A 23,307-nucleotide genomic window follows, 5' to 3' on the forward strand; every position below is an offset into this window, starting at 1 on the left:
CCCGGCTCACCGCCCGCGCGGTCCCAGGGTGAGCGTGTCGAGCGGGAAGCCGGAGCCTCCGGTCCGCTCGGCACAGCGGTCGGCGCTGAGCCGCCCGGCCGGGCCCGGCATGTTCGCCCAGGCGTCGCGTGCCTGCTGGGCGTGGGCCTGCTGGTCCCCGCGCAGGGCCTCCAAGCGCTCCTCCACCCGCGCGCGTTCGCCGTCCAGGGTCTCGTACCGCGCGACGGCGTCCCGGCGCCTGCCCCGGGCCCTGTCGCGTTCCTGCCGGTTGTCGTCCATGACGCGCTTGGCGTTCGCGATGGCGCGGTCCAGGCCGCCGACCTCAGTGGTGAGCCGGTCCACCTCGCGCCGCGCGGTCCGCTCCCCCTCCTCCCTGGCGCCGAGCGCGCGCACCGCGTCGCGCTGCCTGCCCTCGGCGCGTGGGAGGGCGTGCGCGGCCGACTCCGGGGCGGGCGTGCCGTCGGGTGCGGGGGCGACGGCCCGCGCCGCCGCGCGCACGTCCTCGTCGGCGGCCGCGAGGTCGCGCTCCGCGGCGGTCACCTCGGCCTGCCGCTCCGTGAGGTCGCGCCCGGCCTGCCCCAGTTCCTCCCGTCGCGTGTTCCGCTCGGTGACGAGGGCGGTGTGCGTGTCGTGGGCGGCCGTGTACAGCGCCTCCGCCTCCTCCATCCGGGACTGCCGCTGCCGACGGTTCCCGTCCGCCTCCGCGACCTGCTGGCGCAGGTCCGGCAGGCGTGCGTCCAGCGGCTGCTGGGCCGCCACGGCCGCGGCCTCCCGGTCCACCGCCCGGGTGTACGCGTCGACGGCCCGGCGCAGTTGCTCCCAGCCGCCGCTCGTGGCCGGGGTGACGTCCGCGAGGGAACCGTCGGCTTCGATGGGCCAGAACCGCAGCCCCGTGGTGCCGCGTAGGGCCAGCTCCACGCGGCGGTGGGAGATCGCGGCGACGCGGGTCCCCACGTAGAGCGCGTGCGCGAGCGCGGAGGCGTCCGGGTCGGCGCCGAGGTCGAGCCAGAACTGCACGGCCTCCTGCTCGGGGTCGATCCCGGAGGCGAGCAGGGCGGGCAGCTCGGTGACCGGCTCGGTGCGCCAGGCGCCGGGGTCCGCCGGGGTCCGGGCGGGCGCGGGGGCCGTCCCCTCGTCCGGCGCGGCGCGCCGCGCCCGGTCCTCGGCGGCCCGGCGTTCGCGGATCACCGAGGGCAGGTCGTAGGCCCAGGGCACGGACGGCGTGGTGACGACGCCGTAGCCGAGCAGGTCGCGCTCCCCGGCCCGCACGGTGGCGCTGCCGGTCACCCACCGGACCCCCTCGGGCCCGGTCACGGTGACGACGACGTCGGCGTGCGCCAGGTACGTGTACGTGTCGCCCGCCGAGGTCGTGCCGTTCTTGACCCGGTTCTGGCTCCCGGTGGTCACCGAACTGTCGCTGCCCCGGGTGGCGGGCTGCGCGGAGAGCAACGGCTGACCGGTACCGGCCACATGGTCGTTGCGCGGCGTGGCGCTCAGTGCGAAGCGCTGCCCCAGCTCCAGGCCCCGGCTGTTGGTGGCGGTGCTCACGGCGACGCGCGTACGGGTCCTGGCGCCGTCCGCCGCGATGTCCGCCGCCCCCGGTGCGAAGGGGCGCGGGTCGTGCACGGTCACCTGGAGGGTGACGGGCGATTCGGTGCCGCTGATCACGGGCCAGCCGCCGGGCATCCGGGGGTGGAGACCGGCCGCCGTGGCCGGTCCGGTCAGCGCCGCCGGGCGCCCGGACTGCGCGAGTTCGGTCAGGCGCGCGTTGCCCGCGTCGGGGTGGGCGTCGGCCGTCAGACCCCAGTGGCCCTCGATGCCCGGCGAGACCGCCCGGATCGCCTCGGCCAGCTCCGGGAAGGCGTTGAAGTGGCTCAGCGGCGTGGTGCTCGTGGGCACGAACCGGGGGTACGCGCTCAGGGTGCGCGCCCCGGCCGGGGTGGTCTCCTCCTCGGCGGGGGTCAGCAGCGGGTCGCTCTCCGTGACCCGCGCGGGCAGCGGGGTCCACTCGCGGACGCCGTCCGCCGTGTGCCCCGTGTCGGTCCGGGCGACGCTGTCGGAGCCCGCGAAGCGCAGCGCCACGTCGGCCGGGACGACCACCTCCTGCGCGGGTGCCCCGTGGAAGAAGCCGCTCAGGAACGCCGGGAGCCAGTAGCGCTCTCCCCGGTCCGCCATCGACGCGAGCCCCCGGCCCAGGAGGCCGCCGACCAGGTCGAAGAGCGATTCGGGGATGAGGCTGGTGCGCACCGAGACGGTGAAGCGGTAGCCGACGCGGTCGAAGTCCGCGACGTTGTCGGAGCGCTGCCAGAAGCGGTCGTCGGCGGTGCGGTCGGAGCGCCGGGTGAGGGCGCGCTCCTGGACGGCCGAGGGCAGCAGGGACCAGCGGTCCGTGTAGCGGGACGTGCCCGGACGCGGGTCGCGCAGCCCGAGGTCGAGGAGCCCCGTGACGGTACGGGAGACGGTGTCGCTCTCCATCCTGTTGTCCGGGGCGTGCGTGTTCTGCTGCTCCACGCCCGTCTTCTCCCCGGCGGGGCGGCCCTGGATCTCGCGCAGGCCCGGAGTTTGCGCCTCGGGCTCGGCGCGCAGCATCACCTCGACGAGGTGGGCGTCGGCGCGGGCCCCGTACCGGAACCACAGGCTGACCGAACCGCGTGTCGGCAGCGTCCGCAGACGCGTCGGCGAGGTTTGGTCGGCGACGAGGGCGGCGACGCCGGGGAGGTGGGCGATGTTCCCGGGCCGGGTGACGCCGGATGCCACGCGCTCCACGAGCCGGGTGACCTCGTGCCACATGCGGTTGCGGCGCGGGCGGCGGGTGACCGGGTCGTCGAGCTGGGTGACCGAGAGGACGGCGCCGAATCCCGGCTCGCGCGTGCGGACGAAGTCGTCCGGGAGCGACACCGTGTACTGCGGTGCCGTCGGCACGACGAGCCCTTCGATCCCGCTGAACCACCGCGCCTCGCGTATGAGCTGCCCCGGGTAGAGCCGGAACTGGACGGCGCGCGGCACGTCGATGGCGAGCGTGATGTCGTTCCCGCTGCCGAGTCCCACCGCGTTGCCGACGACGTTGGCCGTGCCGTGCCGGATGGTGAGCAGCAGGGTGAGGTCGGCCGTGATGGGGTGCTGGGCCGCGCCCTCGGTGCCGCCGCGCACGGTGGCGCTGCTGGAGGACGTGTCCTCGACGTGCTCGCCGTGGTGCGTACGGGAGCCCGTACCGCCGATGTTGCCCCGGACGATGCGGGCGACCGTGCCCTCGGGCGTGGGGCGGGGCGCGCCCCGCAGGCCGGTCACCCCGAAGGCGCGGGTGGTGGAACTGCTCGTCGTACGTCGCTCGGCGGCGATGTCCGTGGCGTTCACGTCGTTCTGGCCGTGGGTGGCGAACTCCTCGTCGAGCGTGGGGTGGTGGAGGTATCCCTCCACGTCCACGGCGAGGTGCTGGTCGGCGCCGAGTCCCGGCAGGACGATCCCCTCGACGGTGTAGACGCCGTTGAGGATCTGGTGCGCGCGGCCGAGGAGGCTGGAGACCCGCGTCTGCTGGTAGGCCGCCTCGTTCGCGAAGGTGCCCCTGTCCCGCAGGTCCTGGCCCACCAGGCGCTCGCTCACCGGGCGCACGCCCGGCAGGGCGGCGGCCTGCCGGGCCCACTCGGACAGCTGGCCGAAGGTGCCGCGTTCCGGCCGGCCGGGGTAGTCGCCGGAGGCGAAGAGGCGCAGAGCGGCCTGGATCGCCTCCGTGGCCCGGAAGAGGTCCACGTTGGATTCGTCGAGGAGCTTGGTGACGCCGGGCAGCGGGTTCCCCTCCTCGTCCACGAGCCCGAGAAGCGTGCGGTCGTTGTTTGCTCCGGTCCCGGTGCGCGGTGCGCGGATCGTGTAGCCCGGGGCCTCGGGGACCTCGGCGGGCGCCACGTCCGCCGGGCGGGGCAGGGTGCGGTGGTGCGCGACGGCGAGCCGGACGACGACGGGCGCCGTGGCAGGCTGCGCCTCCCCCTGCGGAGGCACGATCCCGCTTTCGGGATCGGCGTCCTCCGTACGGGGCTCGGCGTCGGTAAGGGGCTCGGCGTCCGTACGGGGCTCCGCGTCCGTACCGGGCTCGGTGTCCGTACGCGGTGCGGTCTCCGTACGCGGCGCGGTCTCCGTACGCGGTGCGGTCTCCGTTTCCGGGGCGAGGTCCCTGAGCGGGACGGTCTCGGTGCCGGGCGGGACGTCCCTGAGGCCCGGGACCTCGGTGTCGGTGTCCGTACCGGCGGCGGTCACCGGCCGGGGGGCGGTGTCCGTCGCGGGGCGCGGTGGCGCCGGGGGCTCGGCGAAGCGGGCCACCGGCACCTGCGAGGTGCCCTGGTAGAGGTCGAGCGCGAGCCGGGCGGGTACGGCGAAGATCTCCGTCCCCCTGCTCTTGCTCGTGTTGGCCTGCTCGCTCGCGACGGCGGAGCCCGCGGTGGCGGAGCGCGCCCACGTGCGGGCGTAGGTGCCGTCGACGAGGTAGTCCACCGACCAGTTTCCGGCGGGCTGGCGCGGGCCTCCGCCGATGCTGAGGTTGAGACCGAGCGCGGTGGACCGTTCGCGAGTGCCGCGCGCCTCGTGGGAGCCGGTGGCGACGGTCTCGACGTCCGGCAGCCGCAGCTCGTGCGTCGCGGCGGGCGGTCCGGTCTCCCCGGCGCGCGGGGTGCGGTCCCGGGTGATGGTCATGCGCAGTTCGACGCGCGTGCTGCCGCCCGTCAGACCGGGCAGGTCCAACCAGACGGGCCTGCCGCCCTCGACGCCGTCCGGGAGCGCGGTCGCCCGGCCGATGCCGGAGCGCAGCTGCTCGAACCGTTGGAGGTTCACCAACTGGGCGCGGGCGCGCCGCCGCTGGATACGGCCCTCCCAGGGCTGGTGCTCCAGCGGCGGCAGGTAGTGGAGGGCGCGCAGCCGCGCCTCGGCCCGGTCGAAGACCTCGTCGGCCCCTTCCAGCGAGAGGGGGACGGCGGTGTACCCGATGGCGGAGAGGCTGTCGAGGTGGGGCGGCAGCCCACGCCGCTCCTCCTCCGTGGGCGCCGCCCCCGCGACGGTGTCGTGGGGCAGCAGCCGCAGCTGGACGCTCTCCTCGCCGCGCGCGATCCGGACCGGGCCCTGCGTCCCGCCGCCCGCCCGGACGAACGTCACCTCGTACGTGAGCTCCGCGGGCGTCAGCAGCTGACCGCTGGAGGTGGTGAGGCCGTGCATCATGCCCGACTTGGCACCGGTGTTGAGCGCGTCTCCCGACTGCCAGGAGGGCGCGCTCCTGAACTGGAACCTTCCACCCCAGTGGTCGGCGGCACCGGGGTGGCCCTGCTCCGTCCGGGAGGTGAACATCGGGGCGAAGGCGACGCCGATGCCCGCGCCGCTGACGACACGGGCCGAGCGGTCGGTGCCGGAGCTGTGCGTGAAGCGGACCTCCAGCGCCTTGTCCCCGTCGGCCGTCCGGTGGTACGGCGTGCCGGGCGTGACGACGGCGCGGACGAGGACGAAGCCGATGACGGTGCCGTCGGCGTCAGTGAGTAGCGGGGACATGACCCCCCGGTCGCGCTGGAGGTGCAGCGAGCCGCGTGTCAGCTGCTCGTCCAGGAAGTCCTCCAGAGCCGCCCGGGACTCCGCACCGAGGTCGCGCTGCGCGGGAAGGTCCTCATGGTCGAGCACCTGTCGTGTCAGGGGGCCCGCGTCGAGGATGTCCTCGACCCCCCACAGGGGGAAGGTGTCGAGCCCGGCGGCGCGCGGCAGTTCGGCGGCGTCCCCTTCCGCGCCGACCCGGTTCCCGGGGAACCAGACGTGCAGCGGGCCGTGGACCTGTTCGGTGTCCCAGCCGTCGGCGGCGGCCGGTTCGGCGTCCACGCGGACCTGCCAGGCCCCGTCGAACCGTACCGAACGGGCGTCGTCGCCCGCGCGCTGGAGGATCTTGACCGAAAGGCTCTCGCTGACGCCGATGTTGAGCGAGCGCTGCCGGAGCGTCAGGCTGGGCGCCACCGTGACGGAGACCCAGCGCAGCGGTCCCGCGGCGATCTCGGGGAGCGCAAGGTAGGGCAGGGACACGGTGCGCGCGGTACCGGAGTTCTGCGCCGACGTGAGGGCCTGGACGCCCTCGCTCTGCCGCTCAAGGCGCCGCGTACGGGGCAGGGACCGGCTGACGCCGGTACGCGCGTCGGGGCCGGGCCCGGTCAGCCGCAGGCGCACGTCCACCGTGCGTTCCACGTCACCGACGGGCACCGTGACGCGGTGGCCCCGGGGGCCGCGGACCGCCGGGAGGTTCCCGGCGATCTCGGTGGAGTCGAGCGCGCGGTCGAGATGGGCGCGCACCGCCTCCTCGTGCGGGCTTCCCGCCTCGACACCGAGCGCGGCCATGACCTGCTCGCGCAGGCCGTGCAGGACCTCGTCGGAGGGCACCTCGTAGGCCACGAAGCCGACCGAGCCGTCGTGCCGCGCACCGTAGGTCTGGATGTACGGCGAGAAGTCGGGCACCGTCTCCGTTGCGACGGGTGGCGCGACCGTCGTGGTCTCGTCCTCGACCGGCGGCACCACCGTCCTGGTCTCGTCCTCGACCACCGTCTCCGTCGTGGTGCCGGTCTCCACGGGCGGGACCGCTTCGGTACGGGGCTCGGGCAGCGTCGTGCGGGCGGGCGGCGGGGTGGGGACGGTCTCGGCCGGGCGCGGGTCCTCGCGGACCGGGCGGGTCTCGACGCCGAAGAAGACCTCGGGCGCCGTACGGCCGGGCGGGGGCGCCGCCGCCGTACGCACGGGGGGCGTGGCGGCGACTGTGCGCGCGGGCTCCCGGGCGGCGGCGTCGGCGGGCTCCGTCGCGAGCCAGGGCGAGGTGTGCGGAGGGGGGTTCTCCTGGTGGAGCAGCACCGCCGCGCGGCCCTCGCGCGGACCGGCGGTCCATGTCCTGCCGTCCGGCAGCAGCACGGTGAGGCGCAGGTTCAGTACGGGGGCGGCGACCGCGAGGGTCAGCCACTCGGACGCGCCGGGTCCCTGGCCGGTCCGCACGCCCTGGACGAGGGCGTCCGGCTCCCCGGCCGGGAGGAGCGGAGTGCCGGGCCGGGGGCCCTCCGCGGGCAGCCCGAGCGTGCGTTCCGCCGGGGGCGCGGCGAACTCGGTGGCGAGCGCGCTCGCGAACCCTTCGCGCAACTCACCGGGTGTGGCGGGTCGTTCGCCCCGCGAGAGCCGGCCGGCCTCGACGGGGGCGACGGCGGTCAGCACGTCCGCGAGCGTGTCGCCGCCCGGCAGGATGTGCACCGGCGCCAGCCCGTGCTCCTCCAGGTAGGCGTCCGGGGAAACGGGGACCTCCGCCACGGGAGCGGGCACCGGAGCGGGCACCTCCTCCACCGGAGCCGGAGCGCGGTGCTCGTCCAGGGGGGCGGGGGCGGGGGTCTCCGTCTCCTGCTTCTGCTTCTGCTCCTGCTCCTGCTCCTGCTCCTGCTCCTGCTCCTGCTCCTGCTCCTGCTCCTGCTCCTGTCCGGGCAGTGTGCCCCGCCGCTCGTGGTCGTCGAACGCCCGCGCCATCTCCTCGTACCTGCTGACGAGCTCGGCGACGCGGGAGCGGCCGGGCGCCGCCTCCCGTCCCGGGGCCGGGGCCGTGGGGGTGGGCGTGGGCGGAGCGAGCAGGACGCGGGAGGAGGGGCCGGGGGCCGCGCGGCCCGGGGCCGGGGGCGCCTGGCGCACCGCGTCGCTTTCGCGCGGTGCGGGGAGCCGCAGCGTGCCGTTGCCCGCCGCGCTGAGCATTCCGTGCAGCGTCCCGGCGGTCACCGGGCCCGCCGCGTGGCCCGACTGCTGGGCGTGGGCCTGCGTAAGGTCCTCCAGGACCCGCCACGTGAGCGGCTCGGCCCCCTCCGCGCCGCCCTGCCACAGGCGTTGCTGCTCCAGCGCGCCGAAGTCCGAGACGAGGGCGAGAAATTCTTCCTGGCGATCGGGGCGCGTGTCGATGTCGAAGCCGAAGGTCAGGCGCAGAGCGCGCACCCAGCGCAGGACCCGGGTCGTGCGCCGCGCCACGTCCCCGGGCAGCCCGGCGTGGTCGGCGAGCGCGATGAGGCGGTCCACGAGGGGTTCCGGCAGGAACTGGTGCCACTCGTACCGGGGCCGGTCGGGGTCGTCGGTCTTGATGAGCCCCGGGGGTTGCTGCTCGTCGCCCTCGTCGAGCGCGACCAGCGCGTCGGAGGCCACTACGTGGCGCCGGGTCTGGTTGGAGACCTCCTGCGCCGCCGCCGGGCGGACGAGCGGGTCCGAGCCGGGCCGCACCATGGCGATCTCGCACCACAGGAGCCACAGCGGCACATCCGGGCGCAGCCGCTGCACGCTGGGGCGGCGGCGGAGCTCGCGGCCCAGTTCCGTGGGCGCGACCTGGTGGTTGCGCCCGGTGCTGTGCATCGGCAGGACGACCCGGCCGCCCTCGCCGTGCCCGAGTGTGACGTACGCGTCCGCGAGTCCGCGCGGCAGCAGCATCAACGGGCCCCGCCGGGCGGTGGAGAGGCCGGGAATCGCCTCGCTCTCGTTGTAGTAGTGCATCATCTCGGAGACCATCCGCAGCGCCTCCTCTCGGCGGGCGATGTCGGCCTCGTCGAGATAGGCGCGGCCGGTGAGCTCCTGGCCGTCCGAGGTCACGATGGGGTACGAGCGCACGTCCGAGTCGGGGTACGTGGAGCCGTCGCTCGCCGTCACCCGTCCCTCGGGCCCGGCCGGTACGAGGCCCGGGTCGCTCGGGAACCACGAACCGACCGGTACGGGCTGCTCGTCCGGCTCGGGCGGCGGGAAGGCGAAGGCGCGGGCCCCGTCGGGCACCGGCTGGAGCCGGAAGGGGCGGGTGACGCCCCAGGCGCGGGTGGCCGTGCCGTCCGCGATCAGCCGGGACAGACTCTCCGACGTGCCGCCCTGACGGGGCCCGACACCCACGGCGACGGGCGCCCCGGGGGAACGGTCGGGGTCCTCGGCGACGAGCGCGGCGAACTCCTCCTCGTCGAGCGGGACCGTCCCGCCCCCGTTGACGGCCACCAGGACGCGGCCCGTGTCCTCCTCGCGCTCGGCGACGACGACGTGCGGGTGCTCCTCGGACCAAGGCGCGGGGGCGGAGCGCAGGTTGCCGTCCGCGCCGGGGCTCAGGACCTGGCCGGCGTCGAGCGTCAGCCCGGCGTGGCCGGTGAGGTTGCGGCCGAGGAAGTTGCCGGAGGCGTCGGTGAGGACCGAGGCGGGGCCCAGCGCGCCCATCCGCCGCACGCGGTAGGCGACGAGCCCGGGGAGCCCGCCCGCCCAACCGGCCCGGGCGGCGCTGGAGATCGTCTGGAACAGCTCCATGCGCCGCTGCGGGGTGATGTCCTCGGCCGGGTCCGTCCGCAGGACGTGACGGGTCACGGTGTCCAGGTCGAACGGGACGCCGCTGAAGCGCGGGGTGGCCCCGTACGCCCCGACGAGCGTGTGCAGGGCGCCGTACAGCCCGGAAAACTGCCCGGTCTGCTCGATGCCGGGACCGAAGGCACGTCGCAGCACACCCACGAGCCGGGGGTCGAAGGCGGGGCGCGTCGCGGTGCCCTCCCCGGCGGGCGGGGCGAGCCGCTGCCCGGGGGTGCCGGGCGCGGTCCGCCGCCCGGGGGTGTTCTGCCCGGCGTCTCCCGGCACCCCGTCCCGGCGTACGTCCGCCGCGCCGTCCTCGCGCGACGCGGCGGCGGGCTGCTCGGCGAGGGGCGTGGAGGAGGTGTCCGCGGTGCCTTCCACGCGGCCCCAGAAGGCCCGGAAGTTGTTGAGCACGACGGGGTTGTCGAGCCCGTCGCGCGCGGCCGGGCGCCCCGGCCCGTAGACCCGCTGGAGCAGCGGCAGCAGCGCCGGGTCGTGCTGCTCCACCCAGTCCGCGCCGTTGTTGCGCCGGGAGCCGGACAGCTCGTCCACCCCGGCGTTCGCGGCGTGGTAGGCCGTCGTGAGCTGCGCGAAGTACTCGTGGGCGTCGGAGGAGGAGTAGTTGGGGAAGCGGCCGTCGGGCCAGTGCACGGTCTCGCCGGCCGCCTCGGCGGCCCGCTTCGCCTCGTAGACGTCCTTGATCCACTGTTGGTCCGCCGGGTCGAGCACGGACTCGACGGCGTGCGCCCACTCGTGGCGGGCGCTGGAGTAGCCGTCCGCGTAGGTGCCCGCACCGTGGACGGCGGCGGGCTCGCCGAGCAGGTTCTCCTCCGGCACGCCCGCGTAGCCCCTGGCGAAGCCGCCGCGCGCGGTGCCGAGGGAACGGCCGGGGGCGCCCTGAAGGCCATGGAAGGCCTCAAGGCCGGTGAACGGGACGTCACGGGGCACCACGAGGAGCTGCCGGCCCCCGGTGAGGAGCGCCTCGGCGACGTCGGGGTCGGCGGTCATCTCCCCGACGAGGCGCTCGGCCTCGGCCCGCGAGTCGGCGGGCTCGTGGACGCCCTCGGGCACGACGACGAGCCACTCGGCCGCCAGCTCCCGGAACTCCTCGCCGGTCAGCGCCTCGCGCATCTCCCGTGCGAGACCGGGGTCGGCGACGAGCGCGGCGCGCTCGCCCGGCGAGAGCGCGGCGACCCGCGCGGAGCGTTCCGCGGCGGGGAGGCGGGGCAGCTCCGCCGCGAGCGTGGCGAGCGCGGGCGGCAGCCCGGCGCCCGGCGCGGGCACGGCGGGCCGGGGCCGGGCGGGCGCGTGGCGCGGCGCGGTGACCGGGGCGGTACCGGCGGGCGTGGCGGCGGCCGGGGCGGGCCGGTCGAGGACCGGGGCGGGCGGCGCGGGGCGGACGGCGGGGCCGACGGGGGGCAGGCCACGCCGGACGCGCGCCTCGTTGTACGTGGTCAGGGAGACCTCGGCGAGCGCGTCGGACTGGGTGAGGACATCGACGTCCCGCGAATCGACCGGCGCGTAGGACCGCACCTCGACGCGGACCACTGACGGCACGATGCGCGGCCGTCCGTCCTCGTCCGGGTTGCTGTCCAGCGCGTCGAAGTTGGAACGGACGACGAGTGCCTCGTACTGGTCCACGACGCGGTCGGGGCGCTCAAGGAGCAGGTTGTCGAGGTACTCCCCGACCGTGGCGCTCTGTCCCCTGCCGACGTCCCGCAGCCGCTGCTCCAGCGGGTTGCCGTCGAAGGGGACGGCCGCGACGAAGTCCTGCGCGAGGACGTCCGCCTGGTCCTCCAGGAAGGCGCGGGGCACGGGGCCGAGCCCGGCGCGGACGGCGGCGAGGGAGTCGCGCGAGGTGGCGGCCGTCCAGTCCTTCGGGTAGTCCGCGCCAGGGGCGCGGCCCCGCAGCGCCGCTACGACCTGGGCGAAGCCGAGGGTGAGCACGCCGACGAGGTCCGGCGCGTCGAAGGCGGTGACCTGCGCGCGCTGTGCGGGGTGCGCGTCGATCCAGCGCGCGAATCGCTCGCCGCCCCTCTCCCCGTACGCGATCGCCCGGTCGCTGTCCGCGTGCGCGGCACCGAGCGTCTCACCGGCGGCGGGGCGCATCCGGCCCCGCACATGGCGGAGGAGGGGCACGAAGCCGGAGAGCGGGACGGCCACCGTGTGGTGCACGAGGATCTGCGCGGACGGGGACGGGTTCTCCTGGAGCCACAGCTCCGCCGCGTCGTCGTCGACGACGTACCCGTGGGACGCGGGGAAGACGCCCGGGAAGCGCGTGCTGCCGGCGGCGTGCGTGATGCGGTGGAGCGAGTCGAGGAAGGCGTTGGCCACCGCCTCGGGCTCGGCCCGCCCGTCGGGCGCGCCGTGGACCAGGGAGCGGGTGGGGGCCGAGACGATCTCCAGGACCGGCTGGCCGCCCGCACTGTCGAGGGTGACGTCGAGCAGGCCGGGGACATTCACGATCTGGTCGTACGTCTGGTGGCTTTCCCCCCGGGGCAGTCGCACCCGCATGAGGTGGACCTCCACCTCGAACCCCCGGGCGGGGCCGTAGCCCTCGGCCTCCTGCTGGTGCGGCGGTACCGGCACCAGCGGCCGGGGGCTCCGCCGGCCCATGTCCCGAAGCGAGCGCCGGGTCGCGGGGGCAGCGGCGGTCAGCGCCGTGCCCCGGTCCACGACCGCCTGGCCGAGGCGCGCGATCGCCTCGTCGCGCGCGCTCCTGCCGCTCTTGGAGTCCTTCCACGCCGTGATCGCCTGGAGCACCCGCGTGCGGTGCGTGGCCTCCTGCTCGCCGCCCCAGCCGTTGACGAGGGCCCGTACGGCCAGGTCCACCGCCTGGAGCGGTTCGGAGCGGCGGGAGCTGCCGGACTGCCGCACCCAGTCGGTGATGATCTCGGGCGGCGTCTGCCCGGCGGCCACCGCCGGTCGCGCGTTGATCACCGGGCCGAACGGGCCGGCGTCACCCAAGGACGCCTGCCCGGGAGCGAGCGGCGCGAACCGCACCTCCTCCGAAGCCGGCGGCACGGAACGCGTCCCACGGGACGACTGTGCGGGGGTGTCGGGGGCGGGGGTGGTCGTGGTGGGGGGCTGCTCCACCGGGTCGGGGGTCTTCTCCACCGGGGCAGGGATCTGCCCGGAATCGCCGGGAATCGGCTTCAGGGCGCCCGGAACGGGCCTTCCTGTCCCGGGCGTCGGCTCCACGAGCTCGCCCACCGGCTTGCCCACCTCAGACGTCGGCTCCACGCCACCCGGAACCGGCCTGCCCGTCACAAGAGTCGACTCCACCACATCGCCCACCGGCTTGCCCACCTCAGACGTCGGCTCCACGCCACCCGGAACCGGCCTGCCCGTCACAAGAGTCGGCTCCACCACATCGCCCACCGGCTTGCCCACCTCAGACGTCGGCTCCACGCCACCCGGAACCGGCCTGCCCGTCACAGGAGTCGGCTCCACCGTGTCCGGGGTGGTCTTGCCCTCCTCGGGGGCCGGTTTCGGGGACACGTGTCCCCCGGTGCCCGGTTCGTCGCGTACGGGGCCGCTGTTCGTGGCGTGGTCCGACGGCGCGGCCCGCTTGGCCGCCTGGATCTCCTGAACGCGCTCCTGGAACTTCCCGTGGAACGCGCCACGGTCGCCACCCGGACTCCAGGCGGCTTCCGCCCGCTTGCCCCAATCGGCGGCCTCCTCCGGGGACATCCCGGAATCCCGGCCGATGTCCCGTACGCCCTGCCCCCACTGCTCCGGGGTCCGTTGTGCCACGCGCTGGTCGATCTCACGGTCCAGGAGACGGCTCGCCACCCCGTCCTCGACGTGGCTCCATCCGTTCTCGTCCCCGTGCATACGCGCCTCGCCCCACTGCTGAGGCGTCACCCGCGCGACCCGCTCGCGCTGGAGGTCCCCGGACCCGGCGTACGGCCTGCCGTCGCCGGTCAGCTCGTGGACCCCGTGCCGGTCCCAGTGCGGCACGCCCTGGCCACGGCCGAGGAGCCCCTGATCCTGCAACAGCCCCTCGTAGATCTGGTGCCCGGCAGGGGCAGGGGCAGGGGAGTCCTCCGCCACGGCCGGTTCCGGCTTCGTGTCCTCGGTCCGGCCGCCGGGCGCGTCACGGTCCGGGGCGGGAGGCGTGGTCGTGACGGGCGCGTCGGTGCTCTCGTGCTCACCGCGCGGTACGCCGCCCGGTTCCTCCGTACGCGCGGGCGCGAACTCCGTACCGGCGTCCTTCTCCCCCGTGACCTCGGGGTTCTGCGCGTTCTCGCCCTTGCCCTCGCCCTGCTGCTTCGCCGCCTGGATCTCCTCAAGCCGCTTCTCGAACTTCCCGTGGAACGCGCCACGGTCGCCGCCCGGGGCCCACGCGTCCTCCGCGCGCCTGCCCCAGTCGGCCGCCTCGTCCGGGGACATGCCGCGATCCAGGGCGTGGTCCCGTACGCCCTTCCCCATCTGCTCCGGGGTGCGCTGTGCCGCGCCCTGCTCGATCTCACGGTCCAGGAGCCGACTCGCCACGCCGTCCTCGACGCGGCTCCACGACGTCTCGTCCGTGTGCATACGCGCCTCGCGGTACGAGTCGCCCCAGAAGGCCGCCTCACGCGGACTGAGGCCCTGTCCCCGCGCGTACCGCTCCATGGCCTTGCCCCACTGCTGGGGCGTCACCTCGTCGACCCGGTCCCGCTGGTGCTGCGCCGTCCCGGCCAGGGGATTGGCCCCGCCGGTCCGCCCGTGCACCTCGTGCCGGTCCCAGCGCGGCACTCCCTGGCCACGGCCGAGGAGCCCCTGATCCTGCAACAGCCCCTCGTAGACCTCGTGTCCGGCCGGAGCCTGCGACGTCTCCGGCTCCTTCACCGGCTGGGGAACGGGGGTCGGGGCGTCCTTCTCCGCCACCGGAGCGGGCGTGTCCTCGCCCGCCGCCGGAGCCGGCCTCGTGTTCTCGGTCCGGTCGGCGGGCGCGTCGCGCTCGGGGGCCGGAGGCGTGGTCGTGGCGGGCGCGCCGGTGGTCTCGCGCGTACCGTCCGGTGCCGGTGCGTTCTCGCCCGTGCCCCCGCCCTGCTGCTTCGCCGCCTGGATCTCCTCAAGCCGCTGCTGGAACTTCCCGTGGAACGCGCCACGGTCGCCACCCGGACTCCAGGCGGCCTCCGCCCGCTTGCCCCAGTCGGCGGCCTCCTCCGGGGACATCCCGGAATCCCGGCCGATGTCCCGTACGCCCTGCCCCCACTGCTCCGGGGTCCGTTGTGCCACGCGCTGGTCGATCTCACGGTCCAGGAGACGGCTCGCCACCCCGTCCTCGACGTGGCTCCATCCGTTCTCGTCCCCGTGCATACGCGCCTCGCGGTACGCCTGGCCCCACTGGGCCGCCTCGCGCGGGCTCAGGCCCTGGCCCCAGGCGTACCGCTCCATCGCCTCGCCCCACTCGTCCGGCGTCACCTGCGCGACGCGGTCGCGCTGCGGGCTCGTGGTCTCGGAGCGGAGGTTCCCCTCGGGGGAGAACTCGTGGACCCCGTGGCGGTTCCAGCGGGGCACGCCCTGCCCCTCGCCGAGAAGGCCCTGCCCCTGCAACAGCCCCTCGTAGACCTGGTGTCCGGACGGGGCCTGCGGCGTCTCCGTCCCCTTCCCGGGCTGGGGAGCGCGCGCCGGGGCGTCCTCCGCCACGGCCGGTGCGGCCCTGCCGCCCTCGGTACGGTCACCGCCCGCCTCGCGCTCCGGGACGGGAGGCGCGGCGGCGGTGTCGCCGTCCTTCCTCACCGGGACCGGGGCGGTGTCGTCGCCATCCTTCGTACCCGGGACCGGAGCGGTGTCGTCGCCATCCTTCGTACCCGGGACCGGAGCGGTGTCGTCGCCGTCCTTCGTACCCGGGACCGGGGCCGCGTCGTCGCCCGTACGGGCGGGCGGTGCCGTGTCCGCCGGGCCGGTCTCCCGGGCCGGGGCGGGGCCGCCGTCCGCGTCAACGCCCTTGTGCTCGTTGATCGCGTCCCACAGGTCGCCGCGCCCCTTGTCGTTGATGGCGCTCCACAGGTCCGGACGGCGCGACGGCTCGGGGTACGCGGTCGCGACCTGTACGTTCTTCGGCTGCTCGGGGACGAGACCGTCGTCCCCGCCCAGGAAGCGCCAGGAGCCGTCCCCCAGCTCATCCTGGTCCGAGTCGCGCCCGGCGCGCCTGTCGCGGAAGTCGTCCTCGCCGCCCCCACGCCCCGCACGCCTGTCCCGCGAACCGTCCTCGCCGCCCCCACGCCCCGTACGCGTGTCCCGCGAACCGTCACCGCCGCCCCGGGTGCCGCCGGGGCGGTCCCCCGGGGTCGCCACGCCGTCCGACACCTCGCCGCCGGTCTTCGGGCCTCTCGTGACGTCCGGGCCCGCCGAGGCGGAGGTGTCGAGGTCGTGCGGCACGTACGCCGAGTGGTCCAGTTCGTCGAGGCGCGCGTCGAGGTCGTGCTCGACGCGGGCCAGGGCGTCCTTGTCGCCCGAGGACTCCGCCTCCTCGAAGCGGTCGAACCAGTTCTTCCGTTCGCCGGGCGTCATGCGGACGCGGTCGCCGCTGCCGACCCCGGTCTTGGCCCGGTCCTTGTTCCAGGCGTCGATCCACTGGTCGCGGCGCGCGTCCGTGACGGCCTCGTTCCAGTCCGAGCCCGCCTTCGCGCGCGCCCCCGGGTCGCCGGAGGCCGCGGCCTTCGCCCACTGGTCGGAGAGCTGCTTCGCGTCCTCGCCCGGTACGCCCTGGTCCCGCGCGTACTTCTCCATGGCGTCCGCGCGCCTGTCGATCCACTCGGGGCTGTCCGGGACCGGTCCGCGCGCCGCCTCGTCCAGTTCGTCGAGGCGCTTGCCGTAGTCGTGCTCCGCCTGGGTCACGGCGTCCTTGTCGCCGGAGTCCTCCGCACCGGCGAAGCGCTTCTGCCAGTCCTTCAGCTCCTCCTGCGGCATCTTCCCGCGGCCTCCGCCGGCGCCCTTCCCGCGCCCGGCCCGGTCCCCGATCCACTCCTTGAACTGCTGATCGCGGCGGGCGTCCCCCACGGCCTCGTTGTACTTGTCGACCGCCTTCTGGCGGGCCCCCGGGTCGCCCGACAGGCTGTCCTTCGCGTACTGGTCGGAGAGCTGCTTCGCCTCGGGCGCGGGTACGCCGTGGTCGCGGGCGTACTTCTCCATCGCCTCCGCGGTCTTCGCGATGCCCTCGGGGCTGTCCGGGGACGGCTTGCTCTTGACGCCCTCCAGTTCGTCCATGCGCGCGTCGTACGCGTCCTCGACGCGGCGCTGTGCCTGCTCGTCGCCCGAGGCGTCCGCGTCCGCGAAACGCTTCTGCCAGTCCTTCAGCTCCTCGTGCGGCATCGGGGTGCGGCCACCGCCGCCCTTCCCGCCCTTCCCGGCCGTCTTGGAACCGTCGGCGCCGTCCACGCCGGAGCCGTCCTGGCGCCGCCCGCCGCCCGCCGGGGGCGGGGCCGAGTGCGTCTCGTGCCCGCCGCCGGGGCGGGGGGTGGTGGACCCGGGCTCCTCACCCGGATGGGTCGTCCGCGGGTGCTCGTCCGTCCCGGGGCGCTGCCCGGGGGCGGGCGCCTCCGCCGGATCGTGCGATCCGGGCCGCTGTCCGGGTACGGGCGTCTCCGCGTGATCGCCCTGCCCGGGACGGGCACCGGGGCGCACCCCGTCCCGCGTGCCGGGTCCGTCCGTGGCGCGCCCGCCGCCGCCCGGCGGTACCGCGCCCTGCTGCTCGCCGCCGCGCGGGGTGCCGCCGGGCGCGGCGGGCTGCCGCGCCGGGTCGCCCGTGGTGGCGTGGTCGCCACCGGGACGCCCGGCGGGGGGCGGCGCGACGTGATCCGTGCCGGACCCGGGCCGTACGCCACCGGTCACGCCCTCGGCCGGATTCCCGCTCGCGGGCGGCTTCTGCACGCCCTCGCCGCCGACCGCCTCGGAGCGCCCGCCCGCGGGCGGCCGTCCCGTCCCCTGGTTCCCGTCGCCGCCACGGCTCCCCGTGTCGGTGACACGCGAACCGGGCCCCTCGGACCGTTCCCCCACGGGAGCCGGCACGGAACCGCCCGTCTCCGTACGCCTTCCGCCGTCGCCGTGCGGAACGGGACCGCCCGCGTCCGTCCCCTCGGACCGCCCGGGCCCCGGCCGCGCGGGCGTGCCGGAGTGCGGTGTCTGGCCGGGAGCCTCGCCACGGGGAACCGGCGTGGACCGCGAACCCTGCTCCCGCAGGGGCGGATTCGGCGCCGCCGACTCGCCACGCGGCCCCTGCGACTCCGCACGATCCCCGCCAGGACCCCCCGGAACCGGCCGACCCGGCGTCTCCGAACCACCCACCACATGCGGCTTCCCCGACTCCGGGGCGGGCGGCGGCACCGACCGCGGACCCTGGTCCCGCACAGGCGGGTTCGGCGCGGCCTCCGTACGCGGGCCCTCGCCCCGTACCGGCGGGTTGGGTGTCGCGGAGCCGGTGCGGGAGCCCTCCCCGCGCGGGGGTGCGTCCGAACCGGCGCGATCGCCGCCGCCCTGCGCGCCCGGGACGGGCTTGCCGGGGGTCTCGCCCGCCGTGACGGTGTGGGGCTTTCCCGACTGCGGGGCCGGGGTGGGCGGCGGGGCCGTACGAGAACCGTCGCCACCGGCGGGTCGGTCGGACGGCGTGGGGTGCGAGCCGCCCTGCGGGTTCGGCCTGCCGCTGAGCGGGACCGGGGCCCCGGTGGGGGTGTGGGTGCCGGGGCCCTCGCCGCGCGCGGGCGGCGGCGGCATACCGACGTCGCCCGGACGGCCGCCCGCCGGGCCACTGCTCGTGGGGTGGTTCTCCTTGGCGGAGACGCCGCCCGTGACGGGGGGCGCGCCCTCGCCCTTCCCCGGGCCGCCGGGGACGGGCACGGTGTGGTCGCCGCCGTGGCGGGTCTGGGCGGGCGGCGGCGTGAAGGTGTTCTTGCCGCCGCTCCCGCCGATGGGCGCGAACCCGTCCGAGCCGCCCGGCTTCGTCACCGGCGGCGAGTGCGGCGGCGGGCTGCCCGCCTTCGGTACCCCGTCGGGCGTGATGCCCTTCGGGACGCCGTGGTAGCCGCCGAGCCCTCCGGCGATGCCGCCGAAACCGCCGCCGATGCCGAGGGTCAGCGCCTCGGCGCCCCAGTCGATGTCGTAGTCCGTGTGCGCGATGGCCGCGCCCGCCGCGCCGATGCCGAGGTCGAAGGCGAGGCCCGAGGCGGAGCCGATGACGGCCCCGCCGATCGAGCCGACCACCGCGCTGCCGACGGGGCCGAGCCGCCCCACCATCGAGGCGATCACCGGGATGAGCCGGGCGATGAGCTGCCCGATCATGGCGAGCAGGCCTTCGAGGAGCGGCCCGAGGTAGAAGAAGACGGCGCTGAAGATCGCGCCGAGGATGTCCGCCCACATCATGGCGTTGAGCTTCTTCGCGTACTCCTCCGCCGCCTCGTGGAGCTTGTCCGCGTACCGGTTGATCGACTGGCCGATGGTCCAGGCGGTCTCGATCGCGTCGTCGAGGTTCTTGGCAGCCGCGTCGGACCAGGCGAGACGGGCCGCGTTGCCCGCCGCGCCCTTCCACTCGATGCCCTCCACGTGCCCGTTGACGGCGACCCGGCGCTCGTGGAGCTCGTCTCCGAGCTGAATCCAGGCGTTGCCCAGGGCGTAGATGTCCTCAAGCTTGATGGTGTTGAGTACGGATTCCGCGGAAGCCATGGGAGCGCCCTCCTCGGGCGTACTGCTGGGGATCGGGCGTCGGGGCGAGGACGGACGCGGGGCCGGCGGGCCCCGCGACCGGCGCGGTCAGCTGCGGGCGGCGACGGGTTCGTGGTGCGGCGGGCCGTCCTCCCGGGGGGCGGCGGCCGGGTCCCCGGCGGCCTCCTCCGGAAGGTCGCGCTCGTCGAGGGCGATCTGGACGACGGTGGGGCCCTGGTCCCGGCGCACGAGGAGACCGCGTCCCGGCTCGCCGCGCCGGGCGCGCTGCTCACCGATGAGGACGCCCTCGCGGTGGTCGCCGGAAAGCAGCAGCCCGCTCGTGCCGTTCTCCTTGAGCTTGCTCAGCAGCGGGTCGGAGAGGAGGGCACGCCCCGCGCCGCCGACCCTGCGGGCCAGGACGAGGTGGAAGCCAAGCTCCTCGGCCTGCGGGATGAACGGGGCGAGCGGGGCCAGCGGGCCCTGCCCCATGCCGCCGGCAGCGAGGTCGTAGTCGTCGGCGACGACGTACAGTTCGGGCCCCTGCCACCAGGTGCGCCCGGCCAGTTCGGCGGCCGTGACGTCCGGCGGGGGCATCCGGTTGCGCAGGGTCTCCGCGAGGGCCTGGGCCTGCCCGGCGACGAGGTCGGCGTTGCCGCCGCGCGCGCCGATGTACTCGGGCGGGACGACGTCGAGGAGGCTGTGCCGGTAGTCGACCACCATGAAGCGGGCGTCGCGCGCGGAGTGGCGGGCGGCGAGGCCGCGCATCCAGGCGCGCAGGAAGGCGGTCTTGCCGGAGCCGGAGTCACCGAGGACCACGAAGTGCGGCTCGCCGGACGTGAGATCGAGGCCGACGGGGGTGAGGTCGGACTCGCGCAGCCCGATGGGCACCTCGCGGCCGGTGAGGGCCGGGCCGTGGCCCTCCCAGTGGTCGGCGGGCACGGGCACGGCGGCGGCGGCCAGTTCGCGGACGGTGACCCGCTGCGGCAGGACGCGCAGCGCCGGGGCCGAGGGCCGCTTCCAACTCGCGGCGATCCGGGCGACGAGCGCGCGTTCCGCCTCCGCGAGTCCGTCCACGGAGTCGACGCCGTCGAGACGGGGCAGCGCGACGTGGTGGGTGAGGCCGGGCGGCAGGATGCCCCGGCCCGGGACGCTCTGGCCGAGCGCGCGGGCGGCCTGGCGGTTGATCTCGGACTCGGCGGGGTCGTTGAGGCGCAGTTCGAGGCGGCCGGGGATGCTGTCGCGCAGCCCGACACGGATCTCGGCCCAGCGGTTCGCGGTGAGCCACAGGTGGACGCCGACGCCGAGACCGCGCGCGGCGATGTCGGTGAGCGTGGCGGCGGCCTCATCCTCCGCGGCGTGCAGCGCGGCCCAGTTGTCGACCACGAGGACGACGTCGGCGGCCCGTACGCCCTCGGGCAGTTCGCCGCTCACGCGGCGGGCGCGCAGGTCGGCCGCGGACTGGATGCGCAGGTCGCGGAACATCGTCTCGCGGGCGGTGACGATCCGGCCGACCTCGGCGAGCACCCGGCGTACGCGTTCCTCGTCGCGGCGTCCGGCGATGCCCGCGACGTGCGGGGCGTCGGCGAGCCCGTGGAGAGTGCCGCCGCCCATGTCGATCGCGTAGAACTGGAGTTCGTCGGGGGTGTGGGTGAGCATCGCGCTCAGCATCGCGGTGCGCAGGAAGGTGGACTTCCCGCTCTGCGGGGCGCCGACGAGGGCGAGGTGCCCCTGGCGGCCCGTGAGGTCGATGCCGATGGGGCGCTGTTCCTGGCGTGCCGGTACGTCGATGACACCGGCCGGGAACTTGAGGCTCCCCGGGAGCGGCCACAGCGGGCCGACGAGCCCGCGCTCCGGGTCCTCCTCGGGCTCACCGAGCAGCGGCAGCAGACCGAAGTGCGCGGGCAGCGGGGGCAGCCACACCTGGTGGCCGGGGGTGTCCTTGGTGAGCACGCGCTCGACGGCGAGGGCGAGTTCGGTCGTACCGCCCGTCCCGGTCCACTCCCAGGCGGGCTTCTCCTCCGCCTCGGGCGCGAGCGGTGCGAGTTCGCCGTGCACGGCGAAGGGCACCGGGGCGAGGGCCGCGGGGGACGCGTCGGGGTCGAAGCCTCGGTAGGGCGCGGAGACGTGGGCGACGCGGAAACGCTCGTACACCGTCTCGTCCACCTTGAGGTAGGCCGAGCCGGGGATGGCGGGCAGGCTGTAGGCGTCCGGGGTGCCGAGGACGGCCCGGGACTCGGCGGCGCTGAAGGTGCGCAGTCCGATCCGGTACGAGAGGTGGGACTCAAGGCCCCGCAGGCGCCCCTCCTCCAGGCGCTGGGTGGCGAGCAGCAGGTGCATACCGAGCGATCGGCCCACGCGCCCGATCTGGACGAACAGGTCGATGAAGTCGGGTCGCTGGGAGAGGAGTTCACCGAACTCGTCGACGACGATCAGCAGGTGCGGCAGCGGTTCGAGCGGCCTGCCCTCGGAGTCGGTGCCGCCCGCCGCCTGGCGCAGCTGGTACTCGCGCACCGAGTCGGCGTTCCCGGCCTCGCGCAGCATCCGCTGGCGGCGCTGCTGCTCGCCCTGGAGCGCCTGGCGCATCCGGTCCACGAGGGCGAGGTCGTCGGCGAGGTTGGTGATGAGACCGGAGACGTGCGGGAGTTCGGTGACCCCGGCGAAGGTCGCGCCGCCCTTGAAGTCGACCAGGACGAAGGCGAGGTGTTCCGGGGAGTGCACCAGCGCGAGCCCCGTGACGAGGGTGCGCAGCAGTTCACTCTTGCCGGAGCCGGTGGCGCCGACGACGAGGCCGTGCGGCCCGACACCGCCCTGCGCGGACTCCTTGAGGTCCAGGACGAGGGGTTCGCCGGTGCCGGTGACGCCGATGGGGGCGCTGAGCAGGTCCCGGTCGTCGGGGGCCCGGCGCCGGTCGGCCGGGTCGAAGGAGGCGATGTCGGGGATGCCGAGCATTCCGGAGAGGGAGACGTGCGCGGAGAGGACCTGCTCGCGCTCGCCGGAGAGCTGGAGCGGGGCGAGGGCGCGGGCGGCGGCCTCCAGGACGCCGGGGGCGATCTCGTCGGCGCTCGCCTTCTCGACGCTCGTGTGCAGGGCCGGGTCCCGGCCCTCCAGGACGAGTCCGCCCCGCGCGTTCGTACGGGCGCGGACGTCGACGCGGCCCGGCTCCGAGCCTTCCTCGTCCACGAGGCACACGAGGTGCAGGCCGATCTCGGGTCCGGCCTCGGTGAGGAGTTCGTTGAGGAGCGCGGAAAGGGCCCAGACGGCCTCGGGCTCGTAGTCGTCGATGAAGACGACGAGGTGCCGTCGCGCGGCGGCACCGCGCTGGGTGAGCAGCCGGTTGCCGCGCTCGGCGCGGGCCGTGACGGCCTGGTCGAGGACGGCGCGGAGGTGGTCGTTGAGTCCGGTGAGGTCGTCGGCGAGCATCGGCACGACCTCCTGCTCGCGCGCCCCGCCCTCCTGCTCGGCCGGTTGCGCGTGCGGCAGCCACTTCGCCCAGTCCCAGGCGGAGTGCCCGCCGGTGACGACGGCGACGCGTACGTCGTCGGGGGCGTGCAGCACGGAGAGTTGGAGCAGGAGTGCCTGGGCGAGTTCCCGGCCCCGGGCGCGGGGGCCGAGGAGGCTGACGACGCCGGAGTTGCCGAGGTCGAGCCAGGCGGCCTGGTCGTCGACGGCGGCGTGCTGGCCGACGAGTTCGACGGCGGCGTGGCGGCAGGCGGTGTCGAGCTCGACGGTCGGGTCGCTCTGCTCGGGCAGGCGCAGCGGCGCGGCGGGCGGCACGGTGCCGGTGCCGAGGCGCAGGCGGAGGAAGTCGTCGTCGCCGGGGCGGCGTTCCCACACCCGGCGGCGGCGTGTTGCCAGCGCCCACAGCCGGTCGGGGTGCGGGTGCCGCCAGGCGTCGGCGGCGCGCTGCTCGGCGCGCGAGTGCAGCGCCTGCTTGCGCATCCCCGACAGGTACTCCATGTACCGCTCGCGCTGGCGGAACTGGTTGCGGCGGCGGCTGCCGCGCAACTGCATCCGGACGCCGATGGTGATGCCGATGGAGACCACGACGAAGGCCATGCCGAGCAGGATCATCCAGGCCCGCCCGTAGGCGACCATGTAGGCCGCCATGCTGACGCTGGAGAGCAGCGGCAGCAGGAGCATGAGCCAGCCCGCCGCGCCCTGCGGCTGGGGTCGCTGGGGCGGGGCGGCGAGGGTCGTCCCGCCCTCCGGCACGGGGGGCGGCGTCATACGGACGGGGCGGTGGAAGGGGATTCGACTCACGGTGGCTGCCTAGCGGGCTGTCGGCGGACGGAGCGGGGCGCGGGCGCGGGCGCGGCCCTGGCGGGGGCACGGGTGCGCGCGGGGGCGGACGCGGGG

Annotated in this window: 2 protein-coding genes; both read right to left on the reverse strand. The window is 75.7% G+C overall.

What is annotated here, in order from left to right; all coding sequences use genetic code 11:
* Nucleotides 1–6: 6 nt before the first annotated feature.
* A complete protein-coding gene (locus tag NRF20_RS06825; protein ID WP_413752219.1) occupies nucleotides 7–18,972 on the reverse strand; it encodes a hypothetical protein in 18,966 nt (6,321 codons plus the stop codon).
* A gap of 87 nt (nucleotides 18,973–19,059) precedes the next feature.
* On the reverse strand, nucleotides 19,060–23,211 hold the full coding sequence (gene eccCa / locus NRF20_RS06830) for a type VII secretion protein EccCa (RefSeq protein WP_413752220.1): 4,152 nt from the start codon (nucleotides 23,209–23,211) through the stop codon (nucleotides 19,060–19,062).
* Nucleotides 23,212–23,307: the final 96 nt, after the last annotated feature.

Origin of the sequence: Streptomyces sp. R-74717 (genome assembly GCF_047305335.1) — a bacterium.
Lineage (GTDB): Bacteria > Actinomycetota > Actinomycetes > Streptomycetales > Streptomycetaceae > Streptomyces > Streptomyces atratus.

What these genes read in the sequence shown, in the direction of transcription:
- NRF20_RS06825 (WP_413752219.1), bottom strand. Translation starts at nt 18,972, where the DNA reads ATGGCTTCCGCGGAATCCGTACTCAACACCATCAAGCTTGAGGACATC.